The 22,089-nt window shown below is 38.9% G+C and carries 18 protein-coding genes; 5 read left to right on the forward strand and 13 right to left on the reverse strand.

The genetic code is table 11. The features are described 5' to 3' along the window. Window positions 1–431: 431 nt before the first annotated feature. The 11 genes from ASE55_RS13365 to ASE55_RS13415 all read right to left on the reverse strand — a co-directional run bounded on the left by ASE55_RS13365 (window position 432) and on the right by ASE55_RS13415 (window position 15,364). The gene (locus ASE55_RS13365) at window positions 432–2,789 is read right to left on the reverse strand and encodes a GumC family protein (protein WP_056220544.1); all 2,358 of its coding nucleotides are present in this window, start codon (window positions 2,787–2,789) and stop codon (window positions 432–434) included. A gap of 64 nt (window positions 2,790–2,853) precedes the next feature. Further along, window positions 2,854–4,146 (reverse strand): nucleotide sugar dehydrogenase, encoded by a 1,293-nt coding sequence (locus ASE55_RS13370; RefSeq protein WP_056220547.1) that lies wholly within the window; start codon window positions 4,144–4,146, stop codon window positions 2,854–2,856. A gap of 52 nt (window positions 4,147–4,198) precedes the next feature. Further along, the gene (locus ASE55_RS13375) at window positions 4,199–4,930 is read right to left on the reverse strand and encodes a polysaccharide biosynthesis/export family protein (protein WP_238585054.1); all 732 of its coding nucleotides are present in this window, start codon (window positions 4,928–4,930) and stop codon (window positions 4,199–4,201) included. Window positions 4,931–5,052: 122 nt separating this feature from the next. Further along, entirely contained in the window at window positions 5,053–6,981 is a 1,929-nt protein-coding gene (locus ASE55_RS13380) for a polysaccharide biosynthesis protein (RefSeq protein ID WP_056220553.1), read from the reverse strand. Between the two features lie 243 nt (window positions 6,982–7,224). Continuing rightward, window positions 7,225–7,689: a regulatory protein RecX gene (locus ASE55_RS13385; RefSeq protein WP_410493028.1), complete on the reverse strand. Its 465-nt coding sequence runs from the start codon at window positions 7,687–7,689 to the stop codon at window positions 7,225–7,227. A gap of 55 nt (window positions 7,690–7,744) precedes the next feature. Then, complete coding sequence (gene glyA, locus ASE55_RS13390) at window positions 7,745–9,010, reverse strand: serine hydroxymethyltransferase (protein ID WP_056220556.1); 1,266 nt, start codon at window positions 9,008–9,010, stop codon at window positions 7,745–7,747. Between the two features lie 266 nt (window positions 9,011–9,276). After that, window positions 9,277–10,179: an NAD(P)/FAD-dependent oxidoreductase gene (locus ASE55_RS13395; protein WP_056220559.1), complete on the reverse strand. Its 903-nt coding sequence runs from the start codon at window positions 10,177–10,179 to the stop codon at window positions 9,277–9,279. Window positions 10,180–10,647: 468 nt separating this feature from the next. Next, window positions 10,648–11,850, reverse strand: coding sequence for an efflux RND transporter periplasmic adaptor subunit (locus tag ASE55_RS13400; protein ID WP_056220562.1), 1,203 nt, complete (start codon window positions 11,848–11,850; stop codon window positions 10,648–10,650). Between the two features lie 116 nt (window positions 11,851–11,966). Continuing rightward, on the reverse strand, window positions 11,967–13,238 hold the full coding sequence (locus ASE55_RS13405; RefSeq protein ID WP_056220565.1) for an ABC transporter permease: 1,272 nt from the start codon (window positions 13,236–13,238) through the stop codon (window positions 11,967–11,969). A gap of 41 nt (window positions 13,239–13,279) precedes the next feature. Continuing rightward, window positions 13,280–14,509: an ABC transporter permease gene (locus ASE55_RS13410; protein ID WP_056220568.1), complete on the reverse strand. Its 1,230-nt coding sequence runs from the start codon at window positions 14,507–14,509 to the stop codon at window positions 13,280–13,282. A gap of 165 nt (window positions 14,510–14,674) precedes the next feature. Continuing rightward, entirely contained in the window at window positions 14,675–15,364 is a 690-nt protein-coding gene (locus ASE55_RS13415; protein ID WP_056220571.1) for an ABC transporter ATP-binding protein, read from the reverse strand. Window positions 15,365–15,791: 427 nt separating this feature from the next. Between ASE55_RS13415 and ASE55_RS13420 the strand changes: the two genes are divergently transcribed. From ASE55_RS13420 to ASE55_RS13440, 5 genes are all read left to right on the forward strand, one after another. Continuing rightward, window positions 15,792–16,766, forward strand: coding sequence for a ribonucleotide-diphosphate reductase subunit beta (locus ASE55_RS13420; RefSeq protein WP_056220574.1), 975 nt, complete (start codon window positions 15,792–15,794; stop codon window positions 16,764–16,766). A gap of 474 nt (window positions 16,767–17,240) precedes the next feature. Next, window positions 17,241–18,899, forward strand: a complete 1,659-nt coding sequence (locus ASE55_RS13425) for a ribonucleoside-diphosphate reductase subunit alpha (protein ID WP_056220577.1) — start codon at window positions 17,241–17,243, stop codon at window positions 18,897–18,899. A gap of 130 nt (window positions 18,900–19,029) precedes the next feature. Continuing rightward, complete coding sequence (locus tag ASE55_RS13430) at window positions 19,030–19,485, forward strand: hypothetical protein (protein ID WP_056220580.1); 456 nt, start codon at window positions 19,030–19,032, stop codon at window positions 19,483–19,485. Continuing rightward, on the forward strand, window positions 19,482–19,682 hold the full coding sequence (locus ASE55_RS13435) for a helix-turn-helix transcriptional regulator (RefSeq protein WP_056220584.1): 201 nt from the start codon (window positions 19,482–19,484) through the stop codon (window positions 19,680–19,682). The genes ASE55_RS13430 and ASE55_RS13435 overlap by 4 nt, the downstream gene beginning before the upstream one ends. 81 nt (window positions 19,683–19,763) lie before the next feature. Then, a complete protein-coding gene (locus ASE55_RS13440) occupies window positions 19,764–20,654 on the forward strand; it encodes a DUF72 domain-containing protein (protein ID WP_056220588.1) in 891 nt (296 codons plus the stop codon). A 145-nt stretch (window positions 20,655–20,799) separates the two neighbouring features. On the opposite strand, the gene ASE55_RS13445 is transcribed toward ASE55_RS13440, so the two are convergent. Together ASE55_RS13445 and ASE55_RS13450 are read right to left on the reverse strand one after the other, a co-directional pair. Further along, window positions 20,800–21,393: a hypothetical protein gene (locus ASE55_RS13445; RefSeq protein ID WP_082474548.1), complete on the reverse strand. Its 594-nt coding sequence runs from the start codon at window positions 21,391–21,393 to the stop codon at window positions 20,800–20,802. A gap of 40 nt (window positions 21,394–21,433) precedes the next feature. Beyond that, entirely contained in the window at window positions 21,434–22,078 is a 645-nt protein-coding gene (locus tag ASE55_RS13450) for an HD domain-containing protein (RefSeq protein WP_056220591.1), read from the reverse strand. Window positions 22,079–22,089 lie beyond the last annotated feature (11 nt).

Below are 22,089 nucleotides of genomic sequence, written 5' to 3' on the forward strand. Positions count from 1 at the left end.
AAATTATTTTAATTTGAGTTATATTATGGGAAGTTGAAAATTTACTGATAAATATTAATAAGTACTCTTGTAACATTATCTAATAGTCCAGCAATTTTATTATATCCCTGTACCGATTACTCTCAATTTACCTAACATAAAGTTACATCCAATAATTTGAACCTTTCTATATTGTTCTTAATCCTTTAGGATAATAAGTAACCTCTGATACTTTATTCTTATTAAACACGTTGAAATAAATTGTTTTCAAAAAATGGTTAGCAGTAGAAAGTGATTGAATGTGATGATTGTAAATAGATATTAGCCGTTACATACGGTACTGTTTCACAAATTGTAGAATGTAATTTCCAGCTTTCTCTATCATCACTATTAAAAAAACTACTGGCTAATCTTTATCTTCCGGAAGGTATTACTTTACTAATTCTTCGGCATTACAATCTGTCCTTAATTTTTTCCAGCCAGCTTTTTTCTTTAGCAGAATACCCATAGCCATATTTGTTACCATATCCATAATGGTTTTTATCTACATCATTAAGTACAAAGCCTACATTTTTAATTTTTTGACTATCGATATTATTATTAGCAAATTCAATAAGAGATTTCTCAGTATATCTGGATCTTGTAACGTATAATGTAGCATCAGCTAAATCTGCAAACAAGAATGTATCCGTAACTAATAACAGAGGAGCAGTATCTATGATAATATAATCATAATTTGTTTTTAAATTATCTAATAGTAATTCATATCTTCCATTACTCAGTAAATCTGTTGGGTTTGGCGGAATCATGCCTGAATAAATCACATCACAATGTGGATTAAATGACGTAACATGGATTATATCTTCCAATTTTGTTTGATCTGAATATAAATACTCTGTCAAACCAACTAAACCTCTTCTTGATGTATTGTATCGCTGAAGTTGAGGATTTCTTATATCTGAACCTATAATAATTACTTTCTTATTAGGTGTTGCTAATGTTAAAGCCAAATTTACAGAGACAAAAGTTTTCCCTTCGCCTTTAACCGTGGAAGTAACAAAAACAACTTTTCCCTTCTCCTTCTTAGATAACAAAAAGTTCATATTGGTAATTAAAATACGGAAGGCCTCTGCCATTGGTGAAAGATCATTCACCATCACAATATCAGATTCCCCTTTTAAAACGCTGGGTAATTCGCCTAATATAGAAGCATGAGAAAGTTTTTCCAGATCATGTTTACTTTTTATTTTATTATTAAGTATTTCTTTAAGGTAAACAAAAGCCACAGGTAAAAGAAGTCCAAATACAAGTGCACCCGCCAGGAAGAATACTTTTTTAGGAGCTACGGGACCAGGTGATGCATAAGCATAATCTATAATTCTGGCTTTATTCGCTGTAACTGCCAGGGAGATGGCCGTTTCTTCTCTTTTTTGTAATAAAAGCAAATATAAATTTTCTTTTATCTGTTGCTGTCTCTCAATACTTCTGAACAATTTTTCCTGTGCAGGAATTTTGGTAATTTTTGAACTTATTATATTCTGTTCATTCTGATACTGATTTTTAGCTAATTGTAGCCCTGTCCTGTTTTTAAGGAGACTTTCCATAACGGAGCCTCTTAAAGAAGATATTTGCTTATTAAGATCAATTACTACAGGGTTTTGGGGAGTAGCATTTTCAAGCAATCTGTTTCTTTCTAAAACAAGCTGATTATAGGCTGTTATATTAGTTGTGGCAGTTGTATTGTTTAATCCAATATTGGAAGGTAATACCTGAGTATTGTTCTGCCTTCCCATAAAATCAACTAAAGCATTGGTAAGCTCTAGTTGAGATTCCAATTCGATTTGTTTTGCTCGGGCTTCTGCTGATGTTTCAAGACTTATTTTAGCTTCTGTTGATAAATCCGTAATTTGATTACTTGATTTGAAGTTTTCTTTTTCATTCTCAACCTGACCTAGTTCTCTTGATATAAGATTAATCCTATCATCAATAAAATCTTTGGTTTTCTTAGATTCCGAATTCTTATCACTGATGGCATCATTATTATACACTTCCACTAAAGTATTTAGAACATCCTTAGCTTTATTTACATTTGGATAATTTAATGATAAATTTATAACCGTTGACTCTTTATTAATTAAACTTACACTTAATATTTCCTGTAAATAATTAACAGTACCTTCTAAAGTAGAATAGGTAAAATACATGTTACTAACATCTCCGGCCTTAAATTTATTATATCTCGGGTTTTTAATAATCAATAAATTAGCAAAAGGCAGGCTGACTGTTCTATTTAATTGTGCTTTAATTTCCGGAAAATTTTCGCTTGTTAAAACAATATTCTGACCAGAAATTTTAATGTTCACGGGCTTTACTTTATTTGTATACTCCTTTTCATTAACAACCTGAATAATTATAGGTGATGTATCTTTATAAAGTTCATTATCATTTAAGCTGGATTTTGCATATATAGAAGTCTGTAAATTATTCTGCTTTACAACCTCGTACATAAGTTTTTTAGACTTGAAAATTTCTATTTCATTATCAATACTGTTTGTAGCCATTCCTCCAAAACCAGATAAGTCTTGTAAAACACCCAATTCACTATTCACAGAAGGAACCTTTTGAGCATCTTTAATAAGAACAGATGATTGAATATTATATATAGGTGTAACAAACTTTAAGTAGAAGTAAGTTATAACAAGGCATATGATAGGGACAATAATAAACCAAATCCAGTTTCTTACATAGGGCTTAATTATTTCCTGAATATTAATTTCTTTTTCTGATCCTTCAATAATCGGGTTATCCATTATTTAACTTTAGTTTTATTTTAATTCCAAAAAATCCTGCATTACAACAATATAAAATTATTAATTATAATCTTGCATCCACCAGCTTTCTATCCATACAGGCTTTTGTATCAAAAACAATGGCATTGGCAGTCTTTAACGCACTAATATCCATCTCAAGAAATTCCTGATGAGAAACAGCTATGATTATTGAATCATATTTTTTATCCTGCTCAAGGTTTTCAAGAATACTTACTTTATATTCATGCTCCACTTCCGTTTTGTTAGCCCAAGGATCATATATATCTACATTAATTCCGTATTCTTTAAGTTCATTATATATATCAATAACTTTTGTATTTCTTACATCAGGGCAGTTCTCTTTAAATGTTACGCCTAAAATAAGCGCTTCAGAATCTTTTATAACTCCTCCTTTGGCAATAAGTAGTTTTACAACCTTTGATGCAATAAATTTCGCTATAGAATCATTTACTCTTCGGCCTGACAAAATAACATCCGGGTGATACCCGAGCTGTTCCGCTTTATGTGCTAAATAATATGGATCAACGGAAATACAGTGGCCTCCAACCAGACCGGGCTTATATTTTAAGAAATTATATTTTGTTCCTGCAGCTTCAAGAACGTCATTCGTATCAATACCTATTCTGTCAAAAATTAAAGCCAGTTCATTTACAAAAGAAATATTAACATCCCGCTGGGCATTTTCAATGGCTTTAGAAGCTTCTGCAACTTTAATACTTGAAGCTTTATAAGTACCCGCTGTAATTATCTTTCTGTATAATTTGTCAATTTCTTCAGCAATTTCTTCTGTTGAGCCTGAAGTTACTTTCATTACAGATGTAAGCGTATTGATCTTATCTCCGGGATTTATTCTTTCCGGTGAGTATCCCACATAGAAATCTTTGTTATAAACCAATCCAGAATACTTTTCCAGAACAGGAACACATTCTTCTTCAGTACATCCGGGAAATACAGTAGATTCGTAAATAATAATATCTCCTTTTTTTATAACACCCCCAAGCATTTTAGATGCAGAGAGCAGAGGTTTTAGATCCGGAGCATTATATTGATCTATAGGAGTGGGTACTGTAACAATAAATATGTTAGAATCTGATATTTCAGTAAGATCATCTGTTGCCTTATAGCCCTTCTGCCCTTCTGATGTTTCATAAATTTTAAGATTATCGGCAAGCATCTTATGGTCCGCTTCTCTCGTAAGATCAAAGCCTTCATTAAGCTGCTGAACCCGTTCCGAATTAATATCAAAACCCAGTACAGGATAGTGATTTGCAAATTCAAGTGCTAAGGGAAGACCTACGTATCCTTGACCAATAATTGCTATTTTATAAAGCTTCATTCTTTTTTTATTGTTATTATTAGTTTAAAATTTGGTACAAGCATTAATATTATTATTTTCTTATTAAAGAAACTATAACAGCAGCTGCTGTTATTGCAATAGATGCTGCAGTAAGGTATAGCCCTGTATTAGGGTTTTGCTTAGCCTGTATATCTTTTGTATTGTTAGCAGATACTATAATAGCATCTCCCTGTTTGAGGTGGTAGTATGGCGAATTGATGAGACCTGCATCCATTAAGTTTACCTTTCCATGTGAAACAAATCCGTTTTCTGTACGGATGACCAATACATCTTCCCTTTTACCATACATCGTAAGATCACCTGCCATTCCCAGCGCATTCAGTATGGTTCCCTGCCCATTTGAAATCGTATAATCTCCCTGCCTGTTAACTTCACCCAAAACAGTAATTTTAAAATTGGCGAGCCGGACATTTATTGTGGGATTAATAACAAATTTCTGTATTTTTTCTCTCAGCTCATCTTTTAGTTCCACTAATGTTTTGCCTTTAGTACTGATAACACCTAACGTGGGAAAATCAATATTCCCTTCTGAATCTACTATATACGTGGGCCCGGAAACATTGGCAGCTCCCTGATTGGGCATATTCCCTCCAGCTGTGGCATTGGTCTGAACTATTTCTGATGAAGAGTAGTTCTGATTAAACGGTTTAACTACATCCATATCTTTTGCGGTTATAAGAATAACCAACTGATCTCCGGACTGAATAGTAGATTTGGAGTTTTTTAAAGAATTTTCAACAGCTGTCTGTTCAATATTCTGCATATAATTTAAATCGTTCTGAGACTTTTGATTAACTCTGCAGGAAACCAAAGTTAAAGCACTGAATATAATTAAAACTTTACCCTTCATAAATTTAAAAATTGTACAAATATACATTTATATTACTACTTGTCCAGTATCTCATAAACTGAATTATTACTTTTGAATTCCGGAACAATGACTTTCAGAATCTTTACCACTTCTACTTTATCTCTTCTTAAAGATGCCTTAATAATGGAGTTTACCAGAGATTCAATTTCATGAAAATTCATAGTTGGATCTTTAGAAATCATAATCTTATCGTTATGGGTGGGCATTGTTTTAGCATCATCACTCAGAAGCTCCTCATAAAGTTTTTCTCCGGGACGTAATCCCGTGTAAATAATTTTAATGTCAATATTAGGCTCAAATCCTGATAATTTAATCATTCTTCTTGCCAGGTCTAATATTTTTACGGGTTCGCCCATATCAAAAACAAAAATTTCACTGCCATGTCCCATTGTTCCTGCATGCAATACCAGCTCACAGGCTTCTGGGATTGTCATAAAATACCGCACGATATCGGGGTGGGTAATGGTAACCGGTCCGCCGGCTTCTATCTGTTTTTTAAAATGAGGGATAACAGATCCGTTTGATCCTAATACATTTCCGAATCTTGTGGTGATAAACTTCGTTGTATTACCTTCTACATTTTGTAACGACTGCACAAATAATTCTGCCGCTCTTTTTGAAGCCCCCATTACATTGGTAGGATTTACCGCTTTATCCGTAGAGACCATTACAAACCTATTGACTTTATATTTACTGGAAAGAGTGGATATGATTTTCGATCCTAATATATTTACCAATACGCCCTCATGCGGATTTTCTTCCACCAGCGGAACATGCTTATAGGCAGCCGCATGATAAACCATAGAGAACTGATAGGACTTAAATAAAGGTTCTATCCGGTGCCTGTTGGATACATCTGCCAGTACAAATTTAAAGGCTATATGGGGAAATCTGCTTCTCATTTCAAGTTCAAAATCATACAGCGGTGTTTCTGCCTGATCCAACACAACGATTAAGGAAGGGTTAAATTGTGCTACCTGCCTTACAATTTCGCTGCCAATAGAACCGGCTCCTCCGGTAACTAAAATACTTTTGTTGAAATGCCTACTCTTTACTTCTTCGTTTTCAATTTTTATAGGCTTCCTGTTAAGGAGGTCTTCAATCTGAAGATTCCTGATAGATCCTCCCAGATCACTGTCCCGTAATTTCTGTACTGAGGGTGCCTTAAAGATATTAAGGTCCTTTTCCAGAAACAGATTGACCCAGGAATTCATTTCGTCTTTAGACATCATCTCTTTGATGATGATGATCCCATCAATCAGAAGTTGTTCTTTAGTATTGCGCTCTATCTTATCTTTAGATAAAATTGGCTTTCCAAGAAGAGACGCCCTTTTGGAGTCTGTCCTTTGGGTAAGAAATCCTACCACATGATAAGGCAAACTTGGATTATCAAGAATAGCTCCTGCTATGGCAATAGATTGCTCATCAATACCCAGTACCAGAATTCTTTTTTTCAATGTACTTCTCCTATACTCTCTCACAATATGAAAAAACTCCTTCACATATAATCTGAAAAGAAATAATCCCATAAACGAAATGATAAAATAAAGAATCAGATAGGGTGTAAGAATAAACTTGCTACCTGTCATCCAAAAGTAAATCATATTGATGGTTCCTACCATAAACATGGTGCAGAAACAGGAAACCAATAACTTGAAAAGATCTATAAAGGTAGAATGCCTTATAATTCCTGCATATGTCTTAAAAATATACATGAACAAGACATTCATTGCGATGATGCAGGCAAAAACATTGGTCTTATCTTCATGATAGATAAATTCCTGCTGGGTAATTTTTTCAATGATGTACTTGGAAAGAAACAGGGATACTATCAGAATAATTATATCAATTATGAGTATTATCCACCTGGGAAGATATCGGACATCCGAGAGACTGACAATATTATCTCCTCCAAAAAGCTTTTTTCTAAAAGAATTGTACATTGTCTTTATTTGAGTTCATATAATCAAGGTATAATCCAGCATCTTATTCAAAGATGATCTGAGATATTCATGCAAAATTAAAATAAAATTTCATCTATACCCTGAATTTAAAAAATAAATTTGTTTCAGTGCTGCATTTATACACTGACTAAACAGAAGGCATACATATGATCAAAAAGCATACCACAAAATAAATTACAGTAAAATATTTATTGTGATAAGAGTTTAAACTGAGATAGGTATTTATTCTAAAATATCATTTATTTTCTCATATTCAAAACCGCGGCTCATCAGATATTTTACGGTCTTTGATTTCCGCTGGTATTCTTTCAGTCCGTTTTGTTTTGAATAATAGTCTTCGTAGATTTTCCGGATGGTTTTTTCATAATCGCCTTCATCAATTTCATCGAAGCATTTGTTAATCAGTTTTTCGGGAACCTGCTTTTGCTTAAGATTCAGTTTAATCTTTGTTTTCCCCCAATGCTTGATATAGAATTTACCTCTTATATAGCTTCGGGTGAACCGTTCTTCATTTAAGTAATTCTCCCTTAAAAGATAGAGCATAATCTCTTCTTTCGCTTCATCAATCAGCAGGAATTCTCTCATCTTCTGCTCCACTTCTGCATGACACCGGTCCTGATAGACACAATAGTTCACCAGCTTAAGCTTTATTTCATCAAAAGTATAGGATTTCTTTTCCATATTGATAAAAAAAGAATGAGCAAAAATGCCCATTCTCTATATTTTCTGATTCAGACAAATGTTAATAGTTGAATAAGGCTTTCCCTTCCATCAGTTCGTTTACTTTCTTCCGTACAGAAGTTATGGCTTCTTCATTTTTAATGTTGTCTACCACTTCAGAAATTAATTCTGCAATGGTATCCATGTCATTTTCTTTAAGTCCTCTCGTTGTAATGGCTGCAGTCCCCAATCTGATCCCCGAAGTGGTGAACGGTGACTTGTCATCAAAAGGAACCATGTTTTTGTTACACGTAATATCGGCAAGCACCAGTGCTTTTTCGGTTTCTTTACCGTTTACCCCTTTATTTCTAAGGTCAACAAGCATCAGGTGATTATCTGTTCCGCCGCTTACGATATCAAATCCTCTGTCGATCATTGCTTTGGCCAGTGCTTTGGCATTAGACTGAACCTGCTTCGCATAGGTTTCAAACTGAATATCCAGCGCTTCACCAAAGGCTACTGCTTTACCGGCGATCACATGCTCCAGCGGACCACCCTGAATTCCAGGGAAAACAGCGCTGTCCAGAACCTGGCTCATCATTTTAGTCTCTCCTTTCGGTGTTTTATGTCCGTATGTATTTTCGAAATCTTTCCCCATCATGATCATTCCTCCTCTAGGACCTCTTAAGGTTTTATGAGTGGTTGTTGTTACCAGATGACAATGCTCAAACGGATTATTAAGCAAACCTTTTGCTACCAGGCCGGCAGGATGTGCAATATCTGCCCAAAGCGTTGCGCCTATCTCATCGGCAACTTCTCTGAACTTTGCATAATCCAGATCTCTTGAATAGGCTGAGAATCCTGCAATCAGCATTTTCGGTCTTTCTCTAAGTGCCACTTCTCTCATCTGGTCATAATCGATAAGACCTGATTCCTGCTGAACCCCGTAAGATACCACATCATACTGGATCCCGGAGAAGTTCACAGCCGAACCGTGGGTAAGGTGGCCTCCCATGGAAAGATCCATTCCCATGATTTTATCCCCCGGCTTCAAAACTGCCAGATAAATGGCTGCATTCGCCTGAGAACCGGAATGGGGCTGCACATTAGCATAATTCACTCCGAAAAGTTCTTTTGCCCTGTTAATGGCCAAAGTTTCAACCTCATCTACTACCTCACATCCTCCGTAATATCTTTTTCCGGGATATCCTTCCGCATATTTATTGGTCAGTACACTTCCCACAGCTTTCATTACATTTTCAGAAACAAAATTTTCTGATGCAATCATTTCAATTCCATGGGTTTGTCTTTGTCTTTCTTTTTCAATCAGGTCGAAAATAATATCCATTTTACTTTTAGTTTTTGAAATTTTTCACTCCAAAAGTACGAAATTTTCACCGAGATTCCGACATTGCCAAATATGATTTTTGAATTTAAAGCTGATCCGATTCTTCAGGATTCTTTAATAATACGGGTTCACTGATGAACGGTTCACCATAATTTAAATCTGATCTCCGGCAATTCAGAATTGCCGGTTAATTTCTTCAACCGCGCCGGAAGCCTTGCCAGGATCTTGAAAATCCTAATAAAAAGTTTACCATAAGAATATTTACCTCAATTAAAATCTTCTTCACAAAGTTCCCTGTTTACGAGTGCTCCTGTCACATTTCCCTGCGAAACGGCATTGGCAACGGACCGCATTAACGTGACGTTGTCCCCGCAGGCAAAAACCCCGTCAATATTTGTTTTATGGAAATGATCGATCTTAATAAAGCCATGTTCCGTAAGCTCAAGGCCCAGGTCTTCAGTGTTGATATTCTGTTCAAAAGATATTTTTGCATACAGAGCATCCAAAGGAACTTCTTTTCCATTTTTGAATACCAATTTTTGAATCTGTCCTTTTTCATGGATGATTTTTTCTATTTCATCTTCTGTTATACGGATGTTATTCCGGCTGAACCGGTCGGACTGTTCCTGTGTTAAAGTTGATGCTCCATGGGTAAATAAAGTAAGGTCTTTGGTTAAATTGAAAACAATCTTTGAGAATTCAAAGGCCGGGTCTCCATTGGAAAGAATTCCGGTTGTTTTATTTTTCACTTCGTAGCCATGGCAGTATGGACAATGAATAACAGATATTCCCCAGCATTCTGAAAACCCTTCAATATCGGGCATGATATCTTTTACACCGGAAGCCAGAATCAGCTTTTTGGCATAGAACTTTTCATTGTTTTCAGTTATAATTTCAAAGCCTCCGGTAATTTCAGAAGCTTTTATCACCGTTCCTTCAATAAACTTTACAGTATTGTATTTCAGGACCTGTTCTCTGGCAAGGCTGGAAATTTCTCCCGGCGCCCTGCCGTCATGGGTGATAAAATTATGTGAATGCGGAGTCTGCCGGTTGCAGGATTTTCCGCCGTCTATCACTAAAACATTCCTTAATGACCTTCCTAAAGACATGGCTGCAGACAATCCTGTATAGCTTCCTCCTATGATAATGACATCAACTTTATTTTTCATAATAGCTGTTTCTTACTGTTTGAATAGGTGTGTATGATTGAGGTATAACCCTATTATTAATACAAAATTAAATCAAACAACACCAATGCAATATGATCGCAATAACAATCTCTATATTTAAAGCACGGTAAAAAGGAATACGGTTTCCAAACAGATGATTCCGGAATTTTAAAGAAATCCCAATCAACGGTAAGCCAGAAAATGTGGCAGAATGAATTGGGTGAAGCGGTAGGCTATCAGTCGTTGACTTTTAATGGGTTTATTCAAGATATTGCACGAGATGTTCAGATCAGTAATAAAATTATGGCAAAAACCCTAGCCCCGATTGCAGTAAAAATCCTTTTTTGAAAAAAAAGATTGCAGCGGAAAGCGGGAAACAGCTCCCATTAAAAAATAAAATGTACGGATAAGAAAAAAGCCCTGAGAAAAACTCCCGGGGCTTCCGCTTACAGCGTATAATACAGTTTATTATTTCTTGGATTTGTCTTTCAGCTCTTCTTTATCTTTATCTGAAGGGTTCCAGACTTTGATCTCGGAATTTTTATTGATCGGCGATCCCGGAAGTACCTGAACGTTGATGCCGTCGCTGGCTCCCAGTTTTATATATTGTTTTTTAAACTTGCCGTCTTTCTGTTTTACTTCTACAAACGGAACATCTTTGCCGTTTTTCTTTTCGTACTGAACCAGGGATTCATCCAGCAGCAATGCATTTTTCTTTGAGCTTAACACAATTTCACCGTTGGCAGAGAAGCCCGCCCTGATGTATTCATTGTTCGGGTTGTGCACATCGCCTTCCACCGGGAATTTGATGGTTCCGTTGTTGTCTTTTCCTTTCGGCGCAATCATGGTCAGCCTTCCCGGAAATGTTTTGTTCTGAAGGGCTCCGATCACAATATTCATATCCATCCCCTGCTTCAGCTTTCCTGCCTGTGCCTCATCAATTTCCCCCTGGAAAATCAGAGAATTAAGATCTGCAATAGAGCAGATGGTGGTTCCGGCATTGAAGGAATTGGCTTCAATTACCTGGCTTCCTACTTTTACAGGCACTTCCAGTACGGTTCCGGATGCTTTGGAACGGATCTGCGTGGTAGCAAGGCCCTGCAGTTCAGGGATGGCCCCGGTTTTAGCAATCTGTAATGCTTTCCGTGCCGTTATCAGCTGTTGGTTTGCATTCCTGAGCGCCTGCTGCTGGGCAAATAGCTGCTGCTGGGCGTTCAGGTATTCCTGTCTGGAAATAACGCCCTGCTTGAACAGCCTGTCCTGCATTTCAAACTGCTTGCGCATGTTTTCAACATTCATTTTGGCATTGCTGATCTGCAGCTGGGCATTCTGAACGTTTTGCTGGGAATTGTTTACATCGGCAAGGTTCGGGACAATCCTTACGGTGGCAATGAGCTGCCCCGCATCTACGCGATCTCCTTCTTCCACCAGGATTTTATCAATGATGCCTGCTATGTTCGGTTTGATTTCAATTTCTTCTTTCGGAACAATCTTCCCTGTTGCCATTACCTTGTCTTCCATATTCTGGATGGTCGGGTTACGCGTAAGGAAAGCTTCGCTCTCTTTGGAATTGGATTTTACAAGATATCCGATCCCGGAGAATAAGGCCACCGCAAATAAAAGCCCTAAGACAATATAAACGGCTTTTTTCCAAGTGAATTTCTTTTTCATATGTATAGTTTATTTTTTATTTAAGTGATATAAAAATTTAATTATTTAAAAATGATGCATTACAAACCCATCACCCGCAACTCATAACTCATAACTCATAACTTACAACTCGTAAATTACTCCGTTCTCAACGCCTCAATCGGCCTTATCTTCACGGCCCTCTGCGCCGGAATCATCCCGATAATCAGTCCTAAGACCACCATCACCGCCATGGCTGCAAAAACGTTCCCATAGTTGACGGTAGGATTGTAAAACGGAAAGGAATCCTGTCCCTGCGTCACCATATTTAAAATCATCAGCACAAAGATCCCGAACATAAACCCGAGCAGCCCGGACGAAAGCGTGATCACCACACTCTCCAGCAGGATCTGGTTCCGTACTTCCGAAGGTTTGGCACCCAGGGCTCTTCTGATCCCGATTTCTTTTGTCCGTTCTTTTACGGTAATCAGCAGGATATTGGAAATAGCGATGACTCCCGCAAGAATGGTCAGGGTTCCCACGATAATCGTAAGAAGCTGCATACCGGTTAAAAATCCCGTCAGTTTTTTAAACTCTTTCCCCAGGTTGAAACTCCCGAAGGCATTGGTATCTTCAGGAGACACTTTATTTTTGGCTTTTAACTCAAGCTTTACACTTTCTTCCACCGAATTGACGCTGGCATTGGGCTTGCTCACAATCGCGAACATATCAATCTGGTCTGCGGCATTGTACATTTTGGTATAGGTGGAAAGCGGAATGAATACCGTCTGGTCATTTTCAAAACCACCGCCTTTTTTTACCCTGAATACCCCGACTACATTGAAGAAGATCCCTTTGATATTGACCGGTTTGCCCAGCGGATTTTCATTTTTTTTGGCATCGAAAAAGTTTTTATAAATCTCTTCGCCTATGACCGCTACATTTTTGTTTCCTGAAACATCCGCATCGTTGATGTACCGCCCGAAAATAAGTTTTTTCTCTGAAATTTTATTACCTACCGGATAATCCCCGGTTAATGAATACGTCCCGTTTTTACCGTTTCTGGACATGGCTTCCCCCGGTGTCCCCGTAAAGCTCCCTCTTGAATTCTGAGGGGAAATATAATCGATGCTGGGGATTTTCCTCTTCAGCATATCAATATCGGAAAGATGAAGATGCACCTGCCTGCCTTTAGGGAAACCTTCGTACGGAATGGAGGTATTCTGTGCCCAAAGGAAAATGGAGTTGGTGGCAAAGCCTGAAAACAGTTTATCGAAACCGTTTTCCATTCCTTTTGCAGAACCCAGCAGAACAACATATAAAAACATACCCCAGCCCACACCGATCATGGTGAGGAATGTCCGGAGCTTATTATTTTTAAGAGAATAATAAATTTCCTGCCAGGTATCTTTTTTCAGTAATATGTTCACTTTTATTTAATTATAAATGATGAATGATTTTAAGATCAAAATTATTCTGTTCTCAATGCTTCAATCGGTTTAATTTTTGACGCTCTGTACGCCGGGACGAATCCGGCAATTAACCCGGAAAGTACCAGTGCGATAAATGCCGTGAAGATGGTTCCCCAGCCTACACTCGGGCTTTTAATGAAATATTCTTCAAGGCTGTCGCCGATTAAATGTAAAGCCAGCACGCCCAGTCCTACGCCTATAAATCCTGAGACAACGGTAATCACTACACTTTCCTGGACAATCAGCGCGACAATGCTCCGTGGTTTGGCCCCGATCGCTTTTCTTACGCCTATTTCTTTGGTCCGCTCCTTTACGATATACACCATGATATTGCTGATCCCGATGATTCCTGCCAACAAAGTCCCCATTCCGATAAACCCAACAATAGCCGTAAGAACCGCCATAAACATAAAAGTCTCGTTCATATTCTGGGCATTATTCCAGATCCTTACGCCGTTTTCATCATCAGGAGACACATTTTTTCTTGATTTCAGTCTTTCCTTCAGTTCATCCCCGTACTTGATGGCCTGCTGCGGATCCAGCTTTTCATCATAGGCAATGTATACCGTGCTCACCGTATCAGATCCTTTTTTCATCTGCTGCAGTGTAGAAATAGGAACCGTGATATGCCTTTCGTCCCAGTCTCCGCCGTCATCAGAGAACACCCCGATTACTTTGAACATGGTTCCGTTGATATTCAGTTCTTTTCCTACCGGGCTTCCGTTCTTGATTAAATCCCTCTGCACCATCCTCCCGATAACGGCAACATTCTGTTTGTTCGCCATGTCGTTCGGCGAAAGGTATCGGCCTTCAAGAATTTTACGGTTCTCGATATACTGCTCATCCATATTGGCCCCGTTGATCTGGTAATTTCCGCTTTCCTTGCCGTATTTTACCAACAGGTTAGAGGTATATCTTGCCGTGGAATTTCCTACTTTTTCTTTATCTACATTAACCAGGAAATCATAATCGTCGTTATTCATGGTAACCACACGGTCAGACTGCAGGCCGTTGTAGGCTACCGTTGTCTTACCGGTAAAAATGGAAATCAGGTTCTGGGCATCCCGTGCAAACCCCTGCGTAAACGCATTCTGCAATCCCGTACCGATCCCGAAAAGCACGATGAAGATAAATAATCCCAACGCTACGGTAAAACCGGAAAGCACCGTCCGCAATACATTGCTGCGGATGGAGCTGAATATTTCCTGCCAACGATCTAGGTCGAACATATTTTTTAAGTTTGAAGCGGGAAGACGGGTGATGGAAATCTCCGGTCCTGCCGCTATTTTTTTAATTTAATTTATTACAATGTATTTTGCTTTCAGAAGAACAGTAAAGAACAGAATTTTAACCATAAAGTTCTTTAATCAAGTTCTGAAACCTCAAGCTTACTGCTACAACACAATCTGCTTGATAAACGCATCACTTTCAATAACCCCGTCGCGGAGGATCACATTTCTTTTGGTCTGTGCAGCAACGTCGGGTTCATGGGTAACCACGATAATGGTTTTTCCTTCATTGTTGATATCCTGAAGAAGCTTCATGATATCATGGGTCGTCTTGGAATCCAGGGCTCCGGTAGGCTCATCGGCAAGCACCACCTTCGGATCCGTGATCAGTGCCCTTGCAATGGCTACTCTCTGTTTCTGCCCGCCCGAAAGTTCATTCGGCAAATGGGTCGCCCACTGTGCCAGACCTACTTTTTCAAGGTACTCCATTGCTTTCCTTTCACGTTCCTTTCTGGGTACATTCTGGTAATATAATGGAAGCGCCACATTATCCAGTGCCGTTTTATACCCGATGAGATTAAAAGACTGGAAAATAAAGCCTAAAAACTTACTTCTGTACTCCGCTGCTTTCACTTCGGATAAGTGTTCAATCGGAACGTTATCCAGTTCATAGGTACCGGTATCTTTCTCATCAAGAATCCCAATAATATTAAGCAGGGTAGATTTTCCGGAACCGGAACTCCCCATGATCGAAACAAACTCGCCTTCGGAAATATTCAGATTAATTCCCTTCAGCACATGAAGCTTGCTTTTTCCCGTGTCGTACGATTTATGTAGATCCTGAATTATTAGCATTAATGATGGATGTATGATGTTTATGCCTAATAAGTAGAAGATATTCCGGATTTGTTACAACAATAAAATTTTCTTTAGCGGAATTAATGTTTAACGCTATTTCCGCTTATTAACAGGAGATTACGAAAAATTGTTTAATTCCGATGTGCTGATAATGTATATTTTTTCACAACAATCCTGTGTAAGTCAATACCTAAGCGGTTTTCATGTAAATGTGGAAAACTTTTAAGGTTAAAATTCAGTCATTTAGTGTTTCCCCCTTTCAAATACAGTTCCTGTTGACTAACTTTGTACCTGTATCTTATGGAAAGATACAGAGCATTTCAGGGTAGTGATCCTTACCCCTAATTAACAAAAAATCAATCTGTTGAATATCCATTAAGCATATTCAATCTGATGCAGTAATTTAATTTAAGACCTTCTAAATATGGGAATTTTTGACAAAAGAGTAAGTTATAAGCCATTCGAGTATCCTGAAGTTCTTCAGTTTACAGAAGCCATCAACAAATCATTCTGGGTACATTCGGAAGTGGATTTTACTGCCGATGTTCAGGATTTTCAGTCGCAGCTGGAGCCGCACGAAAAAAATGCGGTAAAAAATGCGCTTTTGGCCATTGCCCAGATTGAAGTTTCGGTAAAGTCATTTTGGGGAAATCTTTACAATCATCTTCCGAAACCTGAACTGAACGGTTTGGGAGCCACTTTTGCAGAGTGTGAATTCCGTCATTCGGAGGCTTATTCAAGGCTGCTTGAAGTGTTGGGTTACAATGAAGAATTCCTGCACGTGGTGGAAGTTCCTGCCCTGAAAAAGAGAATTCAGTTTCTATCCAATGTGCTGAAACATGCCAATTCTGCCACGCCGAAAGAGTATGTTTCGTCTTTGCTTCTCTTCAGCATCCTGATTGAAAACGTGTCACTGTTTTCGCAGTTTGCCATTATTTTATCATTCACCCGATTTAAAGGTTTCATGAAAAATGTTTCCAATATTATCGCCTGGACTTCTATTGATGAGCAGATTCACGCCAACGGCGGGATTTATTTAATCAATAAAATCCGTGAAGAGCAGCCGGATCTTCTCACTGATTCTGATATTGAGGATATTTACACCCTGGTAGATCAGTCTATCGAACTGGAAGGTGAAATTCTTGACTGGATTTTTGAGCTTGGCGAACTGGATAAATTCTCTAAACAGGATTTAATCAACTTCATGAAATACCGGGTTGATGAAAGCCTGGATAAGATCAACATGGAAAAACGCTATAACATCACGGCAGAACAGTACAGCCCGATGAAATGGTTCGAAGAGGAGGTTTTTGCCAACTCTATGGATGATTTCTTTGCCAAAAGACCGGTGGACTATACAAAGCATGACAAGAGTATTACAGCGAACGATCTGTTTTAAGTTAACTGCATCATTATTTATTGGGCGCCTTTTTCCGCCTTCCGTTCCCGCTTTTTTGATATTGCGAACACTGTGAAGCATCAATTGAATTCTTTGTGAATCGCAATAACAAAAAGAGCTCCACTCAAGTCGGGGCGCGAGCGAAGCGAGCGGACAAAACAGTCAGTATTAGACAGGTCATACTAAGCCTTTCGAAGTGTTAACTTGAGATTGCTTTGTGCCTCAAAATAATTGGGCAATAGAAAACCCTAACGGGTTTTTGAAACCCGTCAGGGTTGGTAAGAAGTAAGGAAAACAAAATGTCATCTTAGCTCTGATTGCAGCGGCATCCTTTTTTTGAGTGACTGGCAAAACCAAAGGCACCAAAAAAAGATATAGCGGAAAGCAGGCAGACCAGTGAGGAGAAAGACAAAATTTTCTGCTCCTAAAAAATAATAAAACGATGTACCCGGTACATTTTACAATATAAAATCTATGGACGAACAGAATAACAACATATGGTGGCTCAACGAAGAATCTGAGCAAATGCTGAACAGAGGGTACCTGCTGAAAGGGGAAACTGTAGACGGCGCCATTGACAGAATCACCACTGCAGCGGCAAAAAAATTATACAAACCTGAGCTTCAGCCTGCTTTCAAGGAAATGATCATGAAAGGATGGATCAGTTTTTCTTCTCCGGTCTGGGCGAATATGGGAACGCAGAGAGGTCTTCCGATCTCTTGTTTCAACGTCCATATTCCGGACAGCATTGAAGGCATTACCCACAAAATGGGTGAGGTGATCATGCAGACGAAAATCGGGGGCGGAACTTCAGGATATTTCGGGGAACTTCGTAACAGAGGGACTGCCGTAACCGATAACGGAAAATCTTCAGGTGCGGTTTCTTTTATGAAACTGTTTGACACTTCCATGGATGTTGTTTCCCAGGGTGGCGTAAGAAGAGGTGCTTTTGCCGCCTATCTGGATGTTGACCACGGTGATATTGAAGAATTTTTATCCATTAAAGATATCGGAAGCCCGATTCAGAACCTGTTTACCGGAATCTGTGTACCGGATTACTGGATGCAGGATATGATTGACGGTGATGCCGACAAACGTAAAATCTGGGCAAGGGTTCTGGAAAGCCGCCAGCAAAAGGGCCTTCCTTACATTTTCTTTACCGATAATGTGAACAGGAACAAACCTCAGGTGTATAAAGATCTTGGATTAACCATTAATGCAAGTAACCTTTGTTCTGAAATTATGCTTCCGTCCACAAGACAGGAGTCTTTCATCTGCTGTCTGTCCTCTATGAACTTAGAACTGTACGACGAGTGGAAAGATACCAACGCAGTGCAGCTGGCTATTTATTTCCTTGATGCTGTGTTGTCTGAATTCATCGAAAAAACGGAAGGAAACTATTACCTTCAGGGAGCGAGAGATTTTGCTCTGCGTCACAGAGCGTTAGGCTTGGGCGTTTTGGGTTACCACTCTTACCTGCAGAAAAACATGATTCCTTTTGAAAGTTTTGAGGCAACGCAGTTTAATGCAAGGGCGTTTAAACACATCAGAACCCAGGCGGATATTGCATCAAAAGAACTGGCTAACATTTACGGGGAGCCGGAATTGCTGAAAGGATACGGAATGAGAAACACAACGGTAATGGCAATTGCCCCTACCACTTCAAGCTCCGCCATTTTAGGACAGACTTCACCGGGAATTGAGCCGTTTGCATCCAATTACTACAAAGCCGGACTTGCCAAAGGAAACTTCATGCGTAAAAACAAATACCTGGCGAAACTGCTTGGGGAAAAAGGCCTTGACAACGAAGAGACCTGGAGGACGATCATGCTGAACCACGGTTCCGTACAGCACCTGAACGAATTATCTGACGAAGAGAAAGCAGTATTCAAAACATTCAGGGAGATTTCCCCGATGGAAATTATTTCCCAGGCTGCCCAGAGACAGCAGTATATCGATCAGGCACAGTCGCTGAACCTTCAGATTCCTTCCACAATGCCTGTAAAAGATGTCAACTATCTTTATATTGAAGCATGGAAAAAAGGAGTGAAGACTCTTTATTACCAGAGAAGCTCATCCGTTTCCAAAGAGATGATGGTAAACTTTGTGACGTGCTCTGCATGTGAAGCTTAATGATAAACATTTATAATTACATATTAAACCACAGTAAATAATGCTGTGGTTTTTATTTCAAATAAAATGTAAAATAAACTTTACATTTTGTAAAATATTTATTACATTTGATTGATTAAAAATTAATCATATGAAAGCCTTACCACTTCTTCCCAACCGTTTCAAAAAAACAGGCTGGCTTATTTTTCTTCCGTCACTGGTATTGGGTGTATTGACACTTACCGGTTTTATCAGTATCCCGGAAGTTTCTTTACCCGTTCTCTACAAGTCAGGGTTTCCTTTAAGCCAGGAGGAATCAGGATTTTTTGTAAACACCGAAATAGCTGTACTGCCTAATTTGTTCGGAATACTGATCATTATCGGCGGCATACTGATCGGCTGTTCCAAAGAAAAGATTGAAGATGAATATATTTCAAGCTTACGGCTGAAATCCGTTTTCTGGAGCCTGCTGGTGACCTACTCTGTCATTCTGATCTTATTTTTAACGGTTTTCGGAACCGCCTTTTTTACCGTGATGATCCTGATCATGTTTCTGCCCTTGGTATTGTATGTATTCAGGTTTAATTATTTATTGCTGAAGAAATGAAGAATACCATTAAAATTGAAAGAGCGGTAAAAAATATAACCCAGGAAGACCTGGCTAAAGCAATCGGTGTTTCGAGGCAGACGATCAATGCGATGGAGGCAGGAAAATATGTACCGTCTACGGTTCTGGCGCTGAAAACAGCAAAGTATTTCAACAAGAAAGTAGAAGATATGTTTGAGCTTGAGGCTGATGACTGATTGGATGTGCTGCGAAGATATTAAGGCAGGCTAAAGAAATTTCTGTGGTTTTTGTTTTATATTTGTTAAAAGACTTCAGATATGAAATTCGGAAAACTGGAAGACGCTTCCCATATTGATTTTACATTACCCAAAGACCACCCTGATACAAAGGATGCGCTGAGCCGGAATACAGTCGGACTGGGCAATGTCTCAATCGGGTGCGCAAAATGGAGCAAGACCGATCTGAAGGCCTTTTATCCGAAAGGCACCAAGGATGAACTCTCCTATTATGCCACCCAGTTCAATTCTATTGAGCTGAATGCCACATTTTACGGAATGCCGGCACCGGCACAGATTTTAACCTGGAAAGAGAAAACACCGGCACATTTTAAATTTTTCCCGAAAATTCCCAATACCGTTTCGCATTTCAGAAGACTGATTGATGTTACAGATCCGGTAACCCAGTTTGCCACGTCCATCATGAATTTTGAAGAGAAGTTAGGCATGGCTTTCCTTCAGCTTCATGACAATTTCAAACCTCAGGATTATGCAAGGCTGGAAAAATTTGTCAGGGAATGGCCGGAAGAAATACCGTTGGCCATCGAACTCAGAAACATGGAATGGTTTACGGATGAAGACAGGTTCAATAGCACCTGCCGGCTTTTCAGACAGCATCAGATCACCAATATTATTGTGGATACCGCCGGCAGAAGGGATGTGCTCCACATGCGGCTGACCACGCCTGATATTTTCATCCGTTATGTTGCCACCAATACGGAAACCGATTACCGGAGGCTTGACGAATGGGCTGAGCGCCTGACGGAATGGAAAGAACAGGGCCTCCGGAATGTTGCTTTTTTCATCCATCAGGATATTGAAGCTGATTCACCGCTTCTCTTCGCTCACTTTATACAGGAACTCAATAAAAAATGGAAAACCCATCTTCAGATTCCGAAAATGGCAACGGAAAGCACGGGAACTTTGTTTTAAGGATTACTTCTTTATTTCCGGGAGAAAATTTCACACCTATTCTCTACTGATCTTAGGTCTATCAGAGATAAATAAATACACATAAAATCTGCGGAGGAATTATTTTGTGGAATAAATTTAAACAGGCTGTAAGGATTCCGGAATTCTATTTCTTTTTCCTTACCAAAAGGACGAGATTCAGAAACAGCAGGAGAAAATCCAGGGTAATCCAGATCCCGACTTTTATATTTTCATAATTGTAGGCCTCCACCTGCTTCTTGGCTAAGTCAGAAAGCTTTACACTCTGGTTAATATAGTTCTGGATTTCAATAATCTGGTCAATATTCTTATTCGGGAGCGCATGTTGTGAGAAATACACCAGGTTTTTCTTACCCAGATACCCTACAATCCAGTATTCATCAGACCTGTCCATTTTAAGGTATTCTATTCTGTAGTATTCGGGACGTACTTTACCGATATGTTTGGTTTCAATGATCTTGCCTGTTTCAGAATCGTTTAGAGTCACCACATAAAAATCCAGCGGCTGCGGAAGCTTGTTGATAACCTGCAGAGCAACTGAATCTTCCACAATACCGACCGCACTTTTCTTAACAAACCAATAGGTAAAAATGGAAATTGAAAAAATAACAGTAACAATGCGGAACAATTTTGCCCATTCAGCAGCTTTTCCCTTTTTTATCTTGGATAAAAACAGAGAAAAAATTAAGGCCCAGAAGATAATCAGAACAGTGAATACCATGCTGCAAAGATACTTATTTTAAAAGGTTTTCAGCGTTATGTCAGTCAACATTCCATTCTTTGTAAAACTCATCAAGGAATTTCAGCATGAAATCATGCCGCTCGCCGGCAATCTGCTTTCCTTTCTCCGTATTCATCAGGTCTTTTAACAGCAGCAGCTTTTCATAAAAATGGTTGATCGTTGTCCCGTTGGATTTCTTGTATTCTTCTTTGGACATATTCAGTTTAGGCTCAATATGTGGGTCATACATCAGGTTATTTTTAAAGCCTCCGAAATTAAATGTCCTGGCGATACCGATGGCCCCGATCGCATCAATCCGGTCGGCATCCTGAACAATTTTCAGTTCTACCGGTAAATTTTCAGGAGCCTCTCCCCTGTTCTTGAATGAAATATTCCTGATGATAAACAAGACCTGTTCAATGATGTCTTCAGAAGCATTCCGGCTTTCCAGAAACTCCCGGGAAACGTGCAGTGCCAGTGTTTCATCCCCGTTATGGAATTTGGGATCGGCAATATCATGAAGAAGGGCGGACAGTTCGACTACCTCAAGGTTACAGGGTTCTGTTACGGCAATCTTTTTTGAAAGCTTCCATACCCTTTCAATATGATACCAGTCATGTCCGGCTTCGGCACCTTCCAGTTTTTTCTTTACAAATTCTACTGTGTTTTCAATCAGATCCTGCATGTTATATCAAT

The organism is Chryseobacterium sp. Leaf201 (genome assembly GCF_001421435.1).
Lineage (GTDB): Bacteria > Bacteroidota > Bacteroidia > Flavobacteriales > Weeksellaceae > Chryseobacterium.

What these genes read in the sequence shown, in the direction of transcription:
- ASE55_RS13365 (WP_056220544.1), bottom strand. Translation starts at nt 2,789, where the DNA reads ATGGATAACCCGATTATTGAAGGATCAGAAAAAGAAATTAATATTCAG.
- ASE55_RS13370 (WP_056220547.1), bottom strand. Translation starts at nt 4,146, where the DNA reads ATGAAGCTTTATAAAATAGCAATTATTGGTCAAGGATACGTAGGTCTT.
- ASE55_RS13375 (WP_238585054.1), bottom strand. Translation starts at nt 4,930, where the DNA reads ATGCAGAATATTGAACAGACAGCTGTTGAAAATTCTTTAAAAAACTCC.
- ASE55_RS13380 (WP_056220553.1), bottom strand. Translation starts at nt 6,981, where the DNA reads ATGTACAATTCTTTTAGAAAAAAGCTTTTTGGAGGAGATAATATTGTC.
- glyA (WP_056220556.1), bottom strand. Translation starts at nt 9,010, where the DNA reads ATGGATATTATTTTCGACCTGATTGAAAAAGAAAGACAAAGACAAACC.
- ASE55_RS13395 (WP_056220559.1), bottom strand. Translation starts at nt 10,179, where the DNA reads ATGAAAAATAAAGTTGATGTCATTATCATAGGAGGAAGCTATACAGGA.
- ASE55_RS13400 (WP_056220562.1), bottom strand. Translation starts at nt 11,850, where the DNA reads ATGAAAAAGAAATTCACTTGGAAAAAAGCCGTTTATATTGTCTTAGGG.
- ASE55_RS13410 (WP_056220568.1), bottom strand. Translation starts at nt 14,509, where the DNA reads ATGTTCGACCTAGATCGTTGGCAGGAAATATTCAGCTCCATCCGCAGC.
- ASE55_RS13415 (WP_056220571.1), bottom strand. Translation starts at nt 15,364, where the DNA reads ATGCTAATAATTCAGGATCTACATAAATCGTACGACACGGGAAAAAGC.
- ASE55_RS13420 (WP_056220574.1), top strand. Translation starts at nt 15,792, where the DNA reads ATGGGAATTTTTGACAAAAGAGTAAGTTATAAGCCATTCGAGTATCCT.
- ASE55_RS13425 (WP_056220577.1), top strand. Translation starts at nt 17,241, where the DNA reads ATGGACGAACAGAATAACAACATATGGTGGCTCAACGAAGAATCTGAG.
- ASE55_RS13430 (WP_056220580.1), top strand. Translation starts at nt 19,030, where the DNA reads ATGAAAGCCTTACCACTTCTTCCCAACCGTTTCAAAAAAACAGGCTGG.
- ASE55_RS13435 (WP_056220584.1), top strand. Translation starts at nt 19,482, where the DNA reads ATGAAGAATACCATTAAAATTGAAAGAGCGGTAAAAAATATAACCCAG.
- ASE55_RS13440 (WP_056220588.1), top strand. Translation starts at nt 19,764, where the DNA reads ATGAAATTCGGAAAACTGGAAGACGCTTCCCATATTGATTTTACATTA.
- ASE55_RS13445 (WP_082474548.1), bottom strand. Translation starts at nt 21,393, where the DNA reads ATGGTATTCACTGTTCTGATTATCTTCTGGGCCTTAATTTTTTCTCTG.
- ASE55_RS13450 (WP_056220591.1), bottom strand. Translation starts at nt 22,078, where the DNA reads ATGCAGGATCTGATTGAAAACACAGTAGAATTTGTAAAGAAAAAACTG.